Origin of the sequence: Pedobacter sp. GR22-10, from assembly GCF_026239715.1 — a bacterium.
Lineage (GTDB): Bacteria > Bacteroidota > Bacteroidia > Sphingobacteriales > Sphingobacteriaceae > Pedobacter.
This window is the reverse complement of record NZ_JAPIVR010000006.1, coordinates 79,855-97,528: the sequence shown is the minus strand read 5'-3', so window position 1 is coordinate 97,528 and position 17,674 is coordinate 79,855. Positions and strand designations below refer to the sequence as shown.

Annotated in this window: 14 protein-coding genes and 1 tRNA gene; 7 read left to right on the top strand and 8 right to left on the bottom strand. The window is 37.9% G+C overall.

All coding sequences use genetic code 11. From position 1 onward, the window contains the following. The first annotated feature begins 68 nt into the window (after positions 1-68). The 5 genes from gcvH to feoB all read left to right on the top strand — a co-directional run bounded on the left by gcvH (position 69) and on the right by feoB (position 6,521). Complete coding sequence (gcvH, locus tag OQX64_RS20690) at positions 69-449, top strand: glycine cleavage system protein GcvH (RefSeq protein WP_088302437.1); 381 nt, start codon at positions 69-71, stop codon at positions 447-449. An 11-nt stretch (positions 450-460) separates the two neighbouring features. Continuing rightward, on the top strand, positions 461-859 hold the full coding sequence (locus OQX64_RS20685; protein WP_088302438.1) for a VanZ family protein: 399 nt from the start codon (positions 461-463) through the stop codon (positions 857-859). A gap of 252 nt (positions 860-1,111) precedes the next feature. After that, positions 1,112-3,931, top strand: coding sequence for an outer membrane beta-barrel family protein (locus OQX64_RS20680; protein ID WP_265820186.1), 2,820 nt, complete (start codon positions 1,112-1,114; stop codon positions 3,929-3,931). Between the two features lie 256 nt (positions 3,932-4,187). Further along, the gene (locus tag OQX64_RS20675; RefSeq protein ID WP_088302440.1) at positions 4,188-4,406 is read left to right on the top strand and encodes a FeoA family protein; all 219 of its coding nucleotides are present in this window, start codon (positions 4,188-4,190) and stop codon (positions 4,404-4,406) included. Between the two features lie 6 nt (positions 4,407-4,412). Next, positions 4,413-6,521, top strand: a complete 2,109-nt coding sequence (feoB, locus tag OQX64_RS20670) for a ferrous iron transport protein B (RefSeq protein ID WP_265820185.1) — start codon at positions 4,413-4,415, stop codon at positions 6,519-6,521. Positions 6,522-6,670: 149 nt separating this feature from the next. On the opposite strand, the gene OQX64_RS20665 is transcribed toward feoB, so the two are convergent. After that, complete coding sequence (locus OQX64_RS20665; RefSeq protein WP_025145395.1) at positions 6,671-7,147, bottom strand: Lrp/AsnC ligand binding domain-containing protein; 477 nt, start codon at positions 7,145-7,147, stop codon at positions 6,671-6,673. A gap of 340 nt (positions 7,148-7,487) precedes the next feature. Here OQX64_RS20665 and OQX64_RS20660 point away from each other — a divergent pair. Continuing rightward, positions 7,488-7,631 (top strand) — tRNA-Asp (locus OQX64_RS20660). Between the two features lie 149 nt (positions 7,632-7,780). Next, positions 7,781-8,800 (top strand): LacI family DNA-binding transcriptional regulator, encoded by a 1,020-nt coding sequence (locus OQX64_RS20655; RefSeq protein WP_253249068.1) that lies wholly within the window; start codon positions 7,781-7,783, stop codon positions 8,798-8,800. 49 nt (positions 8,801-8,849) lie between these two features. On the opposite strand, the gene frr is transcribed toward OQX64_RS20655, so the two are convergent. The 7 genes from frr to rpsB form a co-directional block, all read right to left on the bottom strand. After that, positions 8,850-9,413, bottom strand: coding sequence for a ribosome recycling factor (frr, locus tag OQX64_RS20650; protein ID WP_088302443.1), 564 nt, complete (start codon positions 9,411-9,413; stop codon positions 8,850-8,852). 37 nt (positions 9,414-9,450) lie between these two features. Beyond that, positions 9,451-10,155, bottom strand: coding sequence for a UMP kinase (gene pyrH, locus OQX64_RS20645; protein WP_088302444.1), 705 nt, complete (start codon positions 10,153-10,155; stop codon positions 9,451-9,453). Positions 10,156-10,315: 160 nt separating this feature from the next. Continuing rightward, positions 10,316-13,585, bottom strand: a complete 3,270-nt coding sequence (locus tag OQX64_RS20640; RefSeq protein WP_265820184.1) for a TonB-dependent receptor — start codon at positions 13,583-13,585, stop codon at positions 10,316-10,318. A 54-nt stretch (positions 13,586-13,639) separates the two neighbouring features. Beyond that, positions 13,640-14,602 (bottom strand): MBL fold metallo-hydrolase, encoded by a 963-nt coding sequence (locus OQX64_RS20635; protein ID WP_265820183.1) that lies wholly within the window; start codon positions 14,600-14,602, stop codon positions 13,640-13,642. 21 nt (positions 14,603-14,623) lie between these two features. After that, positions 14,624-15,709, bottom strand: coding sequence for an N-acetylglucosamine-6-phosphate deacetylase (gene nagA, locus OQX64_RS20630; RefSeq protein ID WP_265820182.1), 1,086 nt, complete (start codon positions 15,707-15,709; stop codon positions 14,624-14,626). Between the two features lie 145 nt (positions 15,710-15,854). Continuing rightward, positions 15,855-16,700: a translation elongation factor Ts gene (tsf, locus tag OQX64_RS20625; RefSeq protein ID WP_088302448.1), complete on the bottom strand. Its 846-nt coding sequence runs from the start codon at positions 16,698-16,700 to the stop codon at positions 15,855-15,857. 128 nt (positions 16,701-16,828) lie between these two features. Then, on the bottom strand, positions 16,829-17,662 hold the full coding sequence (gene rpsB / locus OQX64_RS20620; protein WP_029287679.1) for a 30S ribosomal protein S2: 834 nt from the start codon (positions 17,660-17,662) through the stop codon (positions 16,829-16,831). Positions 17,663-17,674: the final 12 nt, after the last annotated feature.

The window sequence follows — 17,674 nt, the reverse complement described above, 5'->3', positions numbered from 1 at the left end:
GGAGAATCTTAATTATCGCTTCAACATTCCAACATAATATTTAACTTTGCCAAATAAATTAAAAATACATGAATTTTCCATCAGAATTAAAATACACTAAAGACCACGAGTGGGTTAAGGTTGAAGGTAACGAAGCTTACATCGGTATTACAGATTTCGCGCAACGTGAATTGGGTGATATCGTTTATGTTGACATTAACTCAGTAGGCGACGAAGTGGCAAAAGAAGAAGTTTTTGGTACAGTTGAAGCTGTAAAAACAGTTTCTGATTTATTTATGCCCGTAACAGGTACTGTATTGGAAATCAATTCAGAATTGAATGATAACCCGGAACTGGTAAATTCTGATCCTTATGGAAAAGGCTGGATGGTGAAAGTATCATTATCTGAAGTTGCTGAAATTGAAGATTTATTAACTGCAGAAGCCTACCAGGCATTGGTTGGCGCTTAATTTATACTATTTTGTACAAAGCACTGAAGCAGCAAAAATGGGCCATATTCTGGACACTGATCGTTTTGGTGCTTTGTAATATCAGGTTGCCGCATACGGAGGGTGATGGATTCTTTTTCGAAGGTTTCGATAAGATGACGCATCTTGGTTTTTTCTTTGTCCTGACAGTTTTCCTTTTTTATGGAAAGATAAAATATCAGCACAGTTACGGCTTCAGAACGTTAACCATTTTTAAAATCCTGCTTATTAACTTCATTATTGGTGGAAGTATTGAGTTATTACAATGGAAGGTTTTCACTTACCGCTCTGCAGAATGGTGGGATCTGGGCTGTGATATGTTAGGTGCCTGTATGGCCGTTTTTAGTTATATATTGCTTCATAAACTGAATTTCGATGAAAAAGATAATTAGTTCAGTGGTTGTAATTGCAACTTTATGTTTAAGTGGCTGCAGTATCTTTAAAAAAGATTGTAACTGCCCGAAAGTCTATTACCAAAGTTATCCTCGAAACAGGTAATAAATATCAACTCCTCCTTTTTATGAATACAGCTGATTCTTTTGCTGTATTTAAAATGTTACCAATCTTTTAGCGTTCCGCAACAAACCTTTAAGCATCTGGCTAGTCTGATTGCTTAGTTTTGTACATATAATCTAAATTTATTAATGAAAAGAAACGTTCAGAGGGCAATCTTCGTAGTGCTTATTTTTTGCAGTTATCTGGCTCAGGCTCAGAATCCTGGCTCAATAAGTGGAAAAGTCATTAATGCCAAAGATAAACAGCCTGTTGATTTTGCCACTATTGCTGTTAGAAACTTAAAAGACTCTGTAGTTGTTGCATCAGGGCAAACGGCACCTGACGGATCTTTCAATTTCAAAGCCATCGCGCCAGGAAAATACAGAATTTATGCGGCCTTTTTAGGCTTAAAAACAGCCACCAAAGATGTTGAGGTAGCGAAAGCGGCGGTAAATGCGGGAGATATTGCCATGACCGATGATGGTGTAGACCTTAATACGGTTAATGTAACGGCAAGCATTCCGGTAGTGGTAAAAACAGATACACTTGAATTTGATGCAAAATCGATTAAAGTTCGTGAAAATGCCGTTGTTGAAGATGTAATCAAAAAACTTCCTGGTGTGGAAGTGGCAAAAGATGGCAGTATTAAGGCCCAGGGTGAAACAGTTACAAAGGTAAAAGTAGACGGAAAAGAATTTTTTGGTTCAGATCCTTTACTGGCAACCAAAAATTTACCTGCAGATATGGTTGATAAAATTCAGGTAATTGATGAGTTATCTGAGCAATCACAATTTTCCGGTGTGGATGATGGCACACGGACTAAAATCTTAAACATCACCACCAAAGCGGGGATGAAAAAGGGATATTTCGGGAATAGTACAGTTGGATATGGCACCCAGGATCGGTATGATGCCAGTATCAATGTCAATAAGTTTGATAATGACCAGCAATTTAGTGTAATTGGTCAGTTCAATAATGTAAATAAGCAGAATTTTGGACAGGGTAATGGTGTTGGAAACGGTTTCGGTGGCGGAGGTCGGGGTAATTTTGGCGGTGGTGGAAGTGGCGCAGGCAGTGGTGGTATTACCAATACGAATGCCGGCGGATTAAACTTTGCAGATACCTACAAAGATGGAACCCAGATTCAGGGCAGCTACTTTTTTAACCGCTCTGATGTATCTAATCAGCAGCAAAGTTTTACCCAGAATTTATTAGGCAATCGTGTTACTACCGTTTCAAATAATGCTGATAACAATACAGACCGCATCAATCACCGGTTTAATTTTATGATCGATACGAAACTGGATTCATCTACAACGATTAAAATTCAACCTAATGTTTCTTATACCGAAAGTGATGCCACAAACCTGAGTAAATATCAAAGGAATTTAATCGAATCTCAAACAATAGGTTCGCAACGGTATATTAGCAATAGTTCTTCGCCAAATATAACCAATAACTTATTGGTGAGAAAAAAGTTTAAAAGACGGGGCAGAACTTTATCACTAAATGTTAATACCTCGATCAATAACAACGATGCCGATAACTATAATTATATCTCCGAAGATAATACAATCAATAATAGAGACACATCAACAGTTACGGATCAGTTGAATAAAGTAAATACCAATTCCATTAATAACACCTCCAGGCTGGTTTATACTGAGCCATTATCCAAAACCACAAGTCTGGAATTTAATTATCAGAATGGATATAGCCATGATAATCAAGGCCGGCAGGTATTGGATTTTAATTCAGCCAGCGGTCAGTATGATTTGGTTAATGTTGATTATACCAATACCTATGAAAACCAGACTTTAACCAATGCGGGAGGCATCAGCTTCACCACCAATGAAAAAAAATATAACTGGAATATTGGTTTAGCCGCACAACAAACCAATCGTGTAAACACCAATCTGACCACTGGACTGGTACGTACCCAGAATTTTATTAATCTTACCCCATCTGCAAACTTCAGGTATAATTTCAGTAACTCCAGAAGATTAAATATACGCTACAGAGGGAATACGCAACAGCCAAGTATCAGCCAGATCCAGCCAATTCCGGATAACACCAATACACAAAGTGTTTTTATAGGTAACCCTACCTTAAAACCTTCCTTTAACAATAGTTTAAATATCAATTACAATAATTTTGATATTGCGAAGGGCAGGATGTTTTTTGCTTTCCTGAGTTTAAGCCAGACATTTAATGCCATTGGTAACAGCAGCCAGTTGGTTACTGATAGTACCGACAGAGACTATGGAAAAATCAGGACCACCTACGTAAATGTAGATGGGGTTTATTCCGGAAATGGTAGTGTTAATATTGGCATTCCGCTGTTACCGGAAAGAAAACTTACTTTAAACGCATCTTTAAATGCAAATTATAGCCGTAATGTGAACTTCACAACTGGCAATGATAATCCCAATGATTTGGTCAGAAACATTACCAATACCATCGGCATAACCAACCGGTATAATTTTGTGACCAATTTTGATAAGTTTGATTTAACCGGCGGCATTTCCGGAACCTATAACCGGGCAACGTATTCTGCTCAGCCCAATGCCAATACTAATTTTTATACATTGAATCCAAGTTTCGATATCAGCTACGTTTTTCCGGGTAACATCCGTTTAGCTGTTGATCTGGATTATATTAAGAATACCGGAAGGGGAGAGGGCTATAATACACAGTTTACATTAGTCAATTCTTATATCAGCCGCCAGTTTTTCAAAAACAGGGGGACATTCAAAATTGCAGTGAATGATGCGTTTAACCAAAATCAGGGCATTAGCAGAACAGCTACAAATAATACCATTACCGATTTAAATTATAATGTATTAAAGCGATATTACATGTTCTCGTTCACCTACTCTTTAACCCGAATAGGCGGAAGAAATATGAGTGGTGATACGCCGCAAATGCCAACACCGGGGCAGGGTGGCGGACAGCGCTTCAGGATGTGATAAAATAGAATGATATTAAACAGAAGGCCCGTTTTCTAACGAGCCTTCTGTGCTTATAGAATTTTGAAAAGATAGATTAAGCCCCGGTTGAACAATAAATTAATCATTGATGAGTCATACCTGTTTAGGATAAAAATCTCTATTTGGAATAAATCTAAAGAAAGGCTAACTTGCGTGCAATTTAGCACATGAACCCAAAGCGATTGAATCATTATTTGATCATGGAGGTCCCGTCTGAGCATAAAATTAGATACAGATGAAACTTTCAAATTTAAAAGTTGGCGAAAAAGGAACAATCATTTCATTTACAGACCTTGATCTTTCTGTAAAACTGATGGAAATGGGCTGTTTGCCGGGGGAAGTAGTAGAGGTTGAACGTTTTGCCCCGCTTGGCGACCCAATGGCTATTCGTGTTGCTGGTTATCAGCTATGCTTGCGTAAAAGTGAAGCTGAAGTCATTGTCATCAATAAATAAGCAGATTTGGATATTAAAGTTGCGTTAGTTGGTAATCCCAATACAGGTAAATCTACTCTTTTTAATCGTTTAACTGGTTTAAACCAGAAAATAGGGAATTTTCCTGGAATAACTGTTGATAAAAAGACAGGTTTTATGAAACTGGAAACTGGTAAGGGGGCTGAAATTATCGATTTACCCGGAACCTATAGCCTGTATCCAAAAAGCAGTGATGAAAGCATTGTGTTTCAGGTTTTAGCGGATTCAAAAAACAGTAGTTATCCTGATGTGATCGTATTGGTGGTTGATGCCTCCAATCTTAAACGTAATATGCTTTTATATTCGCAGGTTGCCGATTTGGGAATACCAATGGTACTGGCCTTAAACATGATTGATCTTTCTGAGAAACAAGGGATCAAGATTGATCTGGATAAACTTGCTGAAAAATTAGGTATTCAGGTGGTCTCTATTTCAGCCCGCAACAATGTAGGTATTGATCAACTAAAGTCTGCAATAAGTAATACAAATAAAATAGCTACTCAGTTTCAGGATGTTGATGTAAATAGTCTCGCACCAGCAGCAATCAATGCCATTAAATCGAAATTAAATTCGGATAATGATTATTATGCGCTGCAGGTATTGCATCAGCATGAGTATCTCAATTTTTTCACACCAAAGGAACAGGAGGAAATTGAAGCGATAGAGCAATCACATCATTTTGAATCGGCGAAAACCCAGGCCGCTGAAACCATTTTACGCTATAAAAATTTAAGTTTGATACTCGCTGATGTCGTAACAGACAACGATTCAGCTAAAAAATTTACATTGAGTGATAAGCTCGATTCCATTTTAACCCATAAAATCTGGGGCTTTGCTATATTTTTATTAATCCTCTTTGTTATTTTTAATGCCATTTTTGCCTGGTCATCCTATCCAATGCAATGGATTGAGGCAGGCTTTGGTTTTATAACAAATACAGGTCATGAATATTTACCAGCAGGTATGCTCACTAATCTGGTATTAGATGGTATTGTTGCTGGGTTGGGTGGAATTTTTGTATTTATCCCTCAAATAGCCATCTTATTTGCCTTTATATCTATTTTAGAAGATACCGGCTATATGGCAAGGGTTACTTTCATGATGGATAAGATCATGAGTAAAGTGGGATTAAATGGTAAATCTGTTGTACCCATGATTGGCGGTCTGGCTTGCGCAGTGCCTTCCATCATGGCTGCCCGGAATATTGAAAACTGGAAAGACAGAATGATCACCATCATGGTCACGCCATTGGTAAGTTGTTCAGCAAGGCTTCCGGTTTATATCTTAATTATTTCTTTAATTATCCCATCAAAAAATATATTAGGCATTTTTAACCTGCAGGGATTGGCCTTAATGGTGATGTATTTGGTAGGTGTAATTGCAGCAGTACTGGTGGCCTGGATCATGAAGTTTTTGATCAAAACCAAAGAAAGGGCTTACTTCATTATGGAACTGCCTGTTTACCGAATGCCACGGTGGAAAAACGTGCTTTATACCATGTACGAAAAATCTAAAACTTTTGTTTTTGAGGCTGGTAAGGTAATCATTGCCATTTCTATTATTCTGTGGGTAATGGCCACCTTTGGACCAGGAAACCGCTTTGACCGCATTGATCAGAAATATGCATCGGCACTTGCTGATACGACAAGAGATAGCAAACATATCGAAACACTGATCGCAACAGAAAAGCTGGAAAACTCCTATGTTGGCATCTTAGGACATTGGATTGAACCTGCTATTCGTCCACTGGGTTATGATTGGAAAATAGGCATTGGTCTGATCACATCATTCGCTGCAAGAGAGGCTTTTGTGGGTACAATGGCAACCATTTATAGTGTTGATGGGGGAGATGAAGATACTTCAACCATTAGAGCAAGGATGTCTTCATCGGTAAACAACCGTACAGGTTTGCCTGTATATACTTTTGCTACTGGTATTTCGTTGATGTTGTTTTATGCCTTTGCCATGCAGTGCATGAGTACTGTAGCCATCGTTTACCGGGAAACGAAAGGCTGGAAATGGCCTGTCATTCAACTGGTTTATATGACCGCTATGGCCTACTTTGCTGCGCTTATTGCCTATCAGTTGCTGAAATAGGAAATTGGTATAAAGACTAATGGCGATTACCTGGATACTTCAGGCTACGACCTCACGATATTTAATGAATTGTAGTATTAACTTTCAACCTGCAACATAAGACAATGGACTGGAGACTTCCGGCTAAAGACTCCAGACTCTTTACTAAGCTATCCCAGTTCAATCTGCCTTTTAATACTCTCTTCCAGTGAAATCAATGTCTCTGTGCGCTGAATACCATTAACAGCCTGGATTTCTTCATTCAGTACATGACGCAAGTGATTAGTGTCTCTGCAGATAATTTTCGCAAACATACTATATGCCCCAGTGGTGTAATGAAGTTCTACCACTTCTTTTATTTTGCTTAATTGTGCCACAGCATCTTTATATTGAATCCCTTTTTCCAGGTAAATACCTAAAAAGGCACAGATATCATAGCCGGCTTTTTGGGGATCGATAATCAGGTGTGAGCCTTTAATAATCCCCATTTCCTGTAATTTCTTCATTCTGACGTGTATGGTGCCGCCCGAAACAATCAGATCTTTTGCAATTTCAGTATATGGTTTCGTAGCATCCTGCATCAGTTGTTTCAATATATCAATATCGAGGTTGTCAATTTCTAAATTGGAATTGTCTTTTTTAAGCATATTTTTGAATTTTGATAAGCGAATTTACAAATATTTATCAATATTATAAAAATAAAATTAAATGTTTAAAATATTTGTAAGGTATTGCTGCTTCCATTACATTTGTATCAAGCAATTAACAAAAAGGAACGTTCTTTATAGCATTTGCTAACATACTGTAGGGTGGTGAAACAGGCAGACACACCTCCTTGTCTCGGTGGCGGAGAATAATGGGAATACCAGCAATGGCTAACCACTCCTTGAAGGTTCGATTCCTTCCCCTACAGCGGCTTAGTTCTAAGTCAAGAGTCCATAGTCTTTAGTAGACTTACGACTGTAGACTTTGGACTAAGGACCAAAATGTTGGGTGGTGAAATTGGCAGACACGCCTCCTTGTCTCGGTGGTGGGGAATAATGGGACAAACGCAGTTTATTGGGTTGACCACAATTAATTTTTTGAACTGTAGCTAACTACCCCTTGAAGGTTCGACTCCTTCCCCAACAGCATTTTTTATGAATAATAAGTTAGTTAATTGAGCAATCCTGGATAGGTTGCTCTTTTTCTTTTTATAATCTTCTGATCTGCCACTAAAATATTACATCACTTATCACTATATTACCCCGATAATACCAAATATTTTGTAGTTCCCCATAATGAAAAGAGTTTCAATTAAAGACATTGCCAAGCAATTAAATATTTCTATAACATCTGTTTCCTTTGTGATTAATGGAAGAGCAAAAGAAAAGAATATCAGTGATGCATTAACCAAAAAGGTATTGGATCTGGTGGCAGAGCTCAATTATCAGCCTAATTCTCTTGCTACCAGTCTGAGGACGGGCAAAACCCGGATTATTGGCTTTTTAGTTGATGATATATCAGAGCCATTTTTTTCTGGGATTGCAAAACGTATTGATGAAATTGCATCAGAGCTGGGCTATAAGATTTTATTTAGCAGTACAAGAAATGATACCAAAAAGGCAATTGAGCTACTTCAGATTTTTAAGGACAGGCATGTGGATGGTTATATCATGGCCTTACCTGAAGGATTGGAAGATGAAGTAAGAAAATTGATCTTAACAGATGCTCCGGTTGTACTGTTTGATCGGTATGTACAAGATGTTAAGGCTGACTATGTCATTATTAACAATAAACAAAGCACTGCTCATGCAACTGAGCACTTAATTTCAAATGGGTTTAAAAATATAGCATTCATTACCATTGATTCTGATCAGCAGCAAATGCTGGACCGGCTTTCCGGATATGAAGAAACCATATCACATCACAAGTTAAATTCATTTGTTAAAAAAATAAATTACAGCACGTCAGCAACTGCTATAAAAGAGATTACTGAATTTTTTAATGCAAATAAAAATCTGGATGCTGTTATTTTCGGAGCCAACTACATTAGTCTTGATGGTTTAAGAACTTTCCGTGCGATGGGCTTACGGATTAAGAAAGACCTCGCTGTAGTATCATTTGATGATTTTGAAATTCTGGAATTTTGTGATCCACCGGTTACGGCGATAGCACAACCGCTTGAAGCAATAGCCGAAAATATTATGAAAATATTAATGGAAAGACTACAGCAGCATGTTACCGATAAAAAATATAATGAAGTAGTGGTTTCAACCAAATTTAATATCCGGGAATCGAGTTTAAAATCATCATCATAAAAAAAGGGAACGGATGATTAATCTGTTCCCTTTCAATTTAACTTTTTTATTAAACCGTCATTACATCTTTTTCTTTTGCTTCGGCGTGTTTATCTACTTTTATGATATAGGCATCGGTTAATTTTTGAACTTCTGCCTCACCGGTCTTAATCTCATCATCAGAAACACCTTCACCTTTTAGTTTTTGAATTTTGGTGTTGGCATCTTTACGGATGTTACGCACTGTGATTCGTCCGCGTTCAGCTTCTTCCTTTACCTTTTTAACCAGGTCTCTTCTGCGTTCCTCAGTTAGGGGAGGTACTACCAACCGGATTACAATACCATCGTTTTGTGGGTTGATGCCAATATTTGCCACTTGAATAGCTTTTTCGATCGGTACCAAAAGTGATTTTTCCCAGGGCTGGATCACAATTGTTCTGGCATCAGGTGTGTTGATGCTGGCCACCTGCGATAATGCTGTAGAAGCACCATAATAATCTACAAAAATACCATCAAGCATCCCTGCTGAGGCTTTACCTGCCCTGATTTTAGTAAGTTCTGATTCACAATGATCGATTGCTCTCTCCATAGCAGATTCAGCATCCATCAATTGTAACTGTATGAGTTCGTTCATAATGTGTGTATATCTAAAATATAATTATTTTTATGGTTTATTTTACTAAAGTACCGATTGATTCACCATTGGCAATTTTCATAAAGTTTCCATGTTTATTCATGTCAAACACAATAATTGGCACTTGGTTTTCCTCGCAAAGGGTAAAGGCGGTCATATCCATCACGTTTAAGCCTTTATCGTAAACCTCTCTGAAAGAAATTTCTTCATATTTTGTGGCTAACGGATCTTTTTCAGGATCTGCCGTGTAAATACCATCAACACGAGTTCCCTTTAAAACAACATCAGCTTTAATTTCGATAGCACGTAAAGCAGCTGCAGAATCAGTGGTGAAATAAGGGTTACCCGTACCTGCTCCAAAAATCACGACACGGCCTTTTTCTAAGTGGCGCACTGCCCTTCTGCGGATAAATGGCTCACAAATCTGTTCCATTTTAATCGCTGTAAGCAAGCGGGTTTTAATTCCGACTTTCTCTAATGCATCTTGTAAAGCCATGGAATTGATTACCGTAGCGAGCATACCCATATAATCGGCCTGCGCCCTGTCCATTCCACTTTTTTCCGCACTTAAACCCCTGAAAATATTTCCTCCACCAATAACGATTGCAATTTCCAAACCTTTATCGTGAACTGCTTTGATATCTTCTGCGTATTGTTTAACGCGTTCATTATCAATGCCATATTGTTTCTCGCCCATTAGCGATTCGCCGCTAAGCTTTAGCAGGATGCGTTTGTATCTCATGACCTCAAAAATATTAACATTTTTTTAATACCTGGCTATCCTTTAAGATAATTGATGTAAATTTTTACGCAGACCAATGACTTTAATGGCATTATTGGTTTTCATAAAATAAAAATGGCTGAGTTAATGCTAACCCAGCCATTGATCATGTGTTGTAAGTTTATTGATTAAACCTATACCTTAATCCAAATTGAATCCTCCAGCGTGCAGTTTCATCAACGCTGCTGGAAAAAGTATTTACTAAAGGCGTATTATTATCTGCATTTAAGTATGGGAAAGAGAATGTAGGCTTACCCGTTGCATCAACTCCTTTAAAGTTCAGCAATCCATTTGCCCTGTTCGCAAACTTTGGAACACCCCATGTTTTGTTAATCATGTTTCCGAAGTTAAAAACATCAAAAGTAAGTTGGAGTGAATGTTTCTTACCCTTCAAACTTCCAAATAAATCTTGCGCAATACGGATATCTAATGTTCCGATCACATTACCAACTAAACCATTTCTTTCTGCATATTGGCCTCTTCTCTGATTTAAATAGCTATCTTGAGTAATGTAACTGTTCAATTGTGACCATAACTGATCTGTGGTCCTCGTATCTGCGGAATTTTCAGGTACTAAAACAATATCAGCTTTATTTGCCGGAACAAAAATTAAGTCATTGCCGCTTAAACCATCGTTATTTAAATCATTGCCATAAGTGTACGAATACCGGAAACCATCTTGTAACTGATAAAACATTGAAAATGTTGTTCCTAAATGGCGGAGATATTCTTTTCTGTAGACAACGGATGCAATGAAACGGTTTTTAACCATGTAGCTTGAGTAAGAAAGTGCATCTGTATTTGGACTGCCAGAAACCTGACGGTCTCTCCACATGGATTGCGCGATGGAACCACCATCATTAACTGATCTCGAATCGGTATAAGTATAACCTGCCGTGGCAAATAATCCTCCGGCGAATTCTTTAGATAAGGTTCCGGTAATGGATAAACTATGCCCTTTATTGGTATTGGTCATTACAATGGCATCAGATATATTTGGGTTAGCAGGTGTTGGAGTAGCTGAACCATAAATTCTTGAAGCGGTATACCTTGGGCGGTTATCTGCACCCTGAAGAAGTGTATAGGCAGACGTATTTAAATTCGCATTGCGGAAATAAACAGAGTTGATGTCTTTTGAGTATAAGGCTTCCAGTGTTCCGGTAAAGCCTGCTGGTAATTTCTGATCAACAGCTAAATTGGAACGCCAAACCTGCATGAATTTGAAATTCTGATCGGCCACTGCAAGGTTATAAGCTGTATTATTTGCTGCGGTAGATTTGTTTAAATTTCGGTAAGCATCAACATTAGGCGTAAACGGTCTGTTTGTAGGATTCGCAATGGATTCTGATCCAAACTGAACACCATTATTACTTGCCTGGTTTGAGATCCAGACCAATGGAGGCCGTCCCGTAAATAATCCTGTTCCACCTCGAACCTGTGTTTTGCCTGTGTTATTCACATTCCAGTTAAAGCCCAGGCGTGGCGACCATAATATGGCATTTTTAGGAAATCTGCCCACATCGATTTTCTCACCATTTTCAAAGGTTAATTTTTCAACATTAGGATTACTGAGTAATGAAGGGGAAGAAACATTTGTTAAATCTGCACGTAAGCCAGCCGTTAATTTTAGCTGGTCACTAACCGTAAAAGCATCCTGTGCATATAAACCATACATATTGGATTGAATTTCTGCATAAGGAAATGATCCATCTGGCAATACGGAATATTGAACCTGATAGCGCGTAGCATTGGAAATGCCATTGTTGGCACTATTATAAAAATCATCTAAACTTTTGAAAGTGTACGTTCCGTAGTAGTTAGGTGCGAAACCATTACTGGTTCTATATCCTTCATAATTGGCTCCAAGCGTAATTTCATGACGGCCAGCATAAATGTTAAAGTTATCTGTAACCTGATAGACCTTAGTTTTTAAACTGTTAAACGCTGTAAAAGGTTCGTAGCCAAAAGCGGTATAAGAGCTGCCATCAGGATTCATGATATCAACCAGTGGAAAAGGTTTATTCCCTTTTGATTCCCGGAAATCGTTCATGTTATTATAACCCACTGTCAACTGGTTAGAGAATTTATTGTTGAAACGTGTTCTGAATTCAAGGTTAACATTATCCATGTTATTGTTAATGCCATATCCGGCAGACTGGAATGGAAGACCCAGTTGCGATGGCTGACGGTTGTTTTTCGGTGCTCCACTGTTGCTGGGTAAAATATCCTTGTATGATCTGAAGTAAAAATATTTTAAGCTTAGGGTATTTTTATCATCAATATTATAATCCAGTTTGGCAGATAATTTATCGCTTCGGGTTTTTAATGCATAGTTTTCATATCCACCAGCATCATAGCCCAATGTTTTTAAAAATGTACTTAATTTATCCAGGTCTTCTCCTTTAGCCTGCGAAATATTCGGACCAGTACTTCCATTTCTTGATGCAGTAAAGCCTGTTCCAGGATCTGATCTTCTTTCCAGTTCACCACTTGCAAAGAAAAATAATTTGTTTTTAATAATCGGGCCACCAAAAGTGAATCCATAACCCTTTAAATTGAAATTGGTTACAGGTACTTTAAGGTTTGCATAATTGTAATCACTTACCAGATCCTGATTTCTATAATATGTATTTAATGAACCTTGAAACTCATTCGTTCCGCTTCTCGTTACCGCATTTATGGCCGCGCCGGTAAATCCACTCTGGCGAATATCATAAGGCGCAATATTTACTGTAATCTCTTCGAATGCATCCATGTTAATGGGTTGAGAACCCGTCTGGCTGCCAATGGTGCCTTGTAAACCAAATGCATTATTAAATAATGCACCGTCAACTGTAAAATTATTGGCAAGATTGCTTCTTCCGGCAATACTCGGACTGCCAAATTGTAAAGAGAACTGTGGTGTAAGCTTAACAAAATCAGTGAAACTCCTATTTAAGGTGGGTAAATTTTGAATTGCTGTTCTGGAAATATTTTGTGAGGCACCTGTCCGGCCAGAATTGAAAATTTTACTCTGCTTGCCAGATACCATTACTTCTGACAGATTATTTGCATCCTCACTTAGCATGATATCTAAGGTCGAGCTTTGTCCGAGGGCTAATTTCTCTACTCGCTGTACCTGATTCTTGAAACCGATAAAAGACACGGTAATAGAATAAGGACCGCCAATGCGCATGGCAGGTAAGTTATAACGGCCATCAGATCTGGTAGAGGTAGCATAACGTGAACCGGAAGGTTCGTGGATGGCAATTACCGTCGCACCGCTTATTGGCCCCCTGGCATCTGCCACAGTACCATTTATGGATGCTGTTGTTTCATTTTGAGCTACTGCATCTATCTTTAAAAAGATTAAAAATACAAACGAAGTAAATAAAAGTAAGGTTTTTTTCATGAATTTTTTTTCACAAAAGTACACTCACTTTCTGTATCCAATATGTTACTTGTGTTAATATATTGTTAATAGCTCTCCTTGGTTAGGGAATATCAACTTAAATCCAGGCGCATTAAGTACCAGTAACTGTTGTTTTATTTTAAGCATATTTTTTACCGGAGGTTTCCTATGCGTAATAATAAAAGATACTTTTTCCAGGGCTTCTGGAGTTGATATCTTCTGCAGGTTTGCAAGCTCACTAAAGAAAAGCTGGGGTGTAAGGTGGCCAAATAATTGGTTTACAGGTTGCTCATTTGGAAAGGACACTTCCATAAATATTGCCTTCAGGTTGCCCGTATTGATAAGAGGAGCCACTTCTTGCCATAATTCTGAGAGCTTATCAGATTTTTCTATTTCATCTGCACCAGTATCACCAAGATATAAAACGTAGTTATCTTTTGCCTGAATTAAAAATGCGGTACTTTTATAAGGCTTACCATGGCTGAGTTCAAAAGCACGAACTTTCATTTCAGTTTCAGCAAGTGGGTAGCTAAATTCTTCCTCTAAAGTAGTATAAGTATATTTTTTAAGTTGAGGTTTTTCGCCTTTGTTTCCAAAATTTGCCCAGGCATCCCAGGTAAAGTATTTATCTCTGAGGATATTTAAAACAGATGATATTCCATAAATATTCTTTGCCGTATCCGCAGGAGAATTTATGATGAGTCCGGCAACATGATCTAAATGCGCATGCGATATTAAATAGCCTTTAATTTGTTTGCGTTGAATGTCTTCACTAATGCCCTTTAAAGTTTTTTTGTCTATGGCTTTCTGAATTCCCGCATTAATGGTTCCTGCATCCAGGCAAATAAAATTATTGCTGCCATTTGGAGCCAGCATGTAACATGATAAATTGCTTTCGTCATCGCCACCTTTTACACCTAGTGGGATGACCTTAAAGGTATAATCCTTTTTTTGAGCCCAGGAGTTGATGGAGACCACCATTAAAAGCATTAAAATCAGTTTGCTTTTTTTTAACATCGTTATTGGTTTGAATTGATTTTATTGTAACGCTCCTTTGAAGATTACATTCTTTAGATTTAAATTTACATCTAAAATAAGCAAGTCAGCCTGACATCCTGTTTCAATCTTTCCTGTAAAATTTTCTAAGCCTATTAATTTTGCAGGGTATTGACTAGCCATTTTGATGGCTTCAGTCAGGTTGATGCCGCAATGGCTAACACAGTTTTTGATGGCTTCCAACATCGTTAAGGATGAGCCTGAAAGTGTTCCATCCGGCATTACGAATTTATTATCCTTTTCAATGTGCTGATAAGGGCCTGTTGTACAAGGGGTAACTGCATCAGTGATTAAAAACAACCTGTTGCCTGCGAGTTTATGTGCCAGCTTTACAATTTCAAAATCTACATGTTTACCATCAGCAATAATGCTGGCCATGGCCTGATGATGATTAAAGAAGGCCGTTGGAATACCTGGCTCCCGATGGTGTATCGGACTCATGGCATTAAAGAGGTGTGTGGTCGTTTGAATCCCTTTGTTATATGCCTGAGTGGCTTCGGCAAAGGTAGCATTGCTGTGTCCTAATGACACCACCACATCATGATCCAGAAGATATTGAATTACTTTATCATCTTGTAGTTCAGGTGCAATCGTCATCATTTTAATTACGCCATCTCCAAAATCCAGAAGAGCTTTTATTTCCTCTAAGCTTGCTTTTCTAACGAATGCAGGTACATGTGCTCCCAGTCGTTTTGGATTTAAGAAAGGTCCTTCCAAATGTAAGCCCAATAAGTTTCTGGCCGATGAACGGTATTCTTTTGCGGATGCGATGCAGGCATTAAAAACTTCCGGAGAATTGGTTGCCATGCAAGCCAGGAAACCTGTTGTACCCTTTTTAAGTAAATCGTCTTCTATAATTTTGAGCGATTCTACTGTAGGTTCTGCAGAAAACAGTTTTCCTCCTGCACCATAAATCTGAAGGTCAATCAATCCTGGAAGAACCCATTCATCTGCTAAGTCAGCGGTTGATTTTTCAATTGATGTAATTTTGCCGTGATGGATACTGATGCTTTGTTTTTCTTGTAAAACATCATCAGCATAAAATTTAGCATTTGGAATGTTTAGCATAACACATTGTTGAATCGCTAAGTTACTAAGTTCAATCTATTCTGAACCTGGTAAATATTTAAATATGATAAGGTTTGAATCATAAAGGGAAAAAAAAATCCGGTTAACTTTTCAGCTAACCGGATTTTTATATTATTTCAACTGCTTATGCACCTAATTGTACACGTTTGAAAGCCGATACTGTTAAACCTTTAGAAGTATTATCTAAGAATTTACGAACATCTACAGAACTGTCTTTAACAAACTCCTGGTTTAATAAAGTGCTGTCTTTGTAAAATTTGTTCAATTTACCGGCAGCAATTTTCTCAACCATTTCTTCTGGTTTGCCTTCCTGACGGATAACATCTTTAGCAATTTCGATTTCACGTTGAATCGTAGCAGGATCAACACCATCTTTATCAACAGCAACAGGGTTCATCGCTGCAATTTGCATGGCAACATCTTTACCAGCTTCAGTAATATCTGCACCATTAGCACCTTCAAATACCACTAAAACACCCATTTTACCATTAGAATGGATATAAGAAACGATTTTCTCACCAGATACATTTGCGTACTCCTGAATAACGATTTTCTCTCCGATTTTACCGGTTAGTTCAGTGATGGTTTCAGCAACTGTACGTCCATCTTCCAAAGTAATTGCTGATAATTCTTCAGCAGAAGCAGGATTGTTGGCAACTGCTGCGGCTAAAACAGCCTGAGCTAAATTACGGAAATCTTCAACTTTAGAAACTGGCTCAGTTTCACAAGCTAAAGCAACTAATTTACCATTTGTGCCATCTGCTGAAACATTGATTGATACCAAACCTTCAGAAGTTGCATTACCAGAACGAGCGGCAGATACTTTCTGACCTTTTTTGCGCAATAAATCAACAGCTGCTTCGAAATCGCCATTAGCTTCTACTAAAGCTTTTTTGCAATCCATCATACCTGCACCAGTTTGTTGGCGCAATTTGTTTACATCAGCGGCAGTAATTTGTACTGTAGACATTTTATTTCCTTTTTAAAGTTTAAAATCTTGTGATAACAATTACAGGTTACAAGTTACAAGTGCTAAGTTAAACTCATGTTAAGCCAACTTAAAACCTGAAACCAGTAACCTGCAATTAAAAAATATTACTATTCTTCTGTTTTAGTTTCTTCTGATGAAGATGCTTCAACTTCAGCTTCAGCAGTTTTTTTACGTCTTGGTTCTTTAACCTCTGGCGCATCAGCTGCAGCTTTAGCCGCTACTGCTTCTTTTTCTGCTTCATCATCTTTCTCACGTTTACGTTCATCTAAACCTTCTTCAATTGCTTTAATGATTACATCAGTAATTAAAGAGATTGATTTAGTGGCATCATCATTCGCTGGGATAGGGAAATCGATGTTTGAAGGATCAGAGTTCGTATCAACCATCGCAAAAGTAGGGATGTTTAATTTTAACGCTTCAGTAACTGCGATGTGTTCTTTCTTAACATCAATTAAGAATAAAGCAGCAGGTAAACGGTTTAAATCAGCAATACCACCTAAAAGTGATTCTAATTTAATACGCTCACGTTGAATCATCAAACGCTCTTTCTTAGATAAGATGGAATAAGTACCGTCTTTAGTCATTTTATCGATGTTAGACATCTTTTTGATTGACTTACGAACAGTCGCAAAGTTGGTTAACATACCACCTAACCAACGCTCGGTTACGAAAGGCATATTTACTTTCTTAGCTTGTTCAGCTACGATTCCTTTTGCTTGTTTTTTTGTTGAAACAAATAAAACTTTACGTCCTGATTTTACGATTTGTTTAATCGCAGCCGCAGCTTCTTCAGTTTTGGTTAATGTTTTATTTAAATCTATAATGTGAATTCCATTACGCTCCATGAAAATGTAAGGAGCCATTTTTGGATTCCATTTACGGGTAAGGTGACCAAAGTGTACACCTGCATCCAATAAGTCTTGATAAGTTGTTCTTGCCATTGTCTTTGCCTC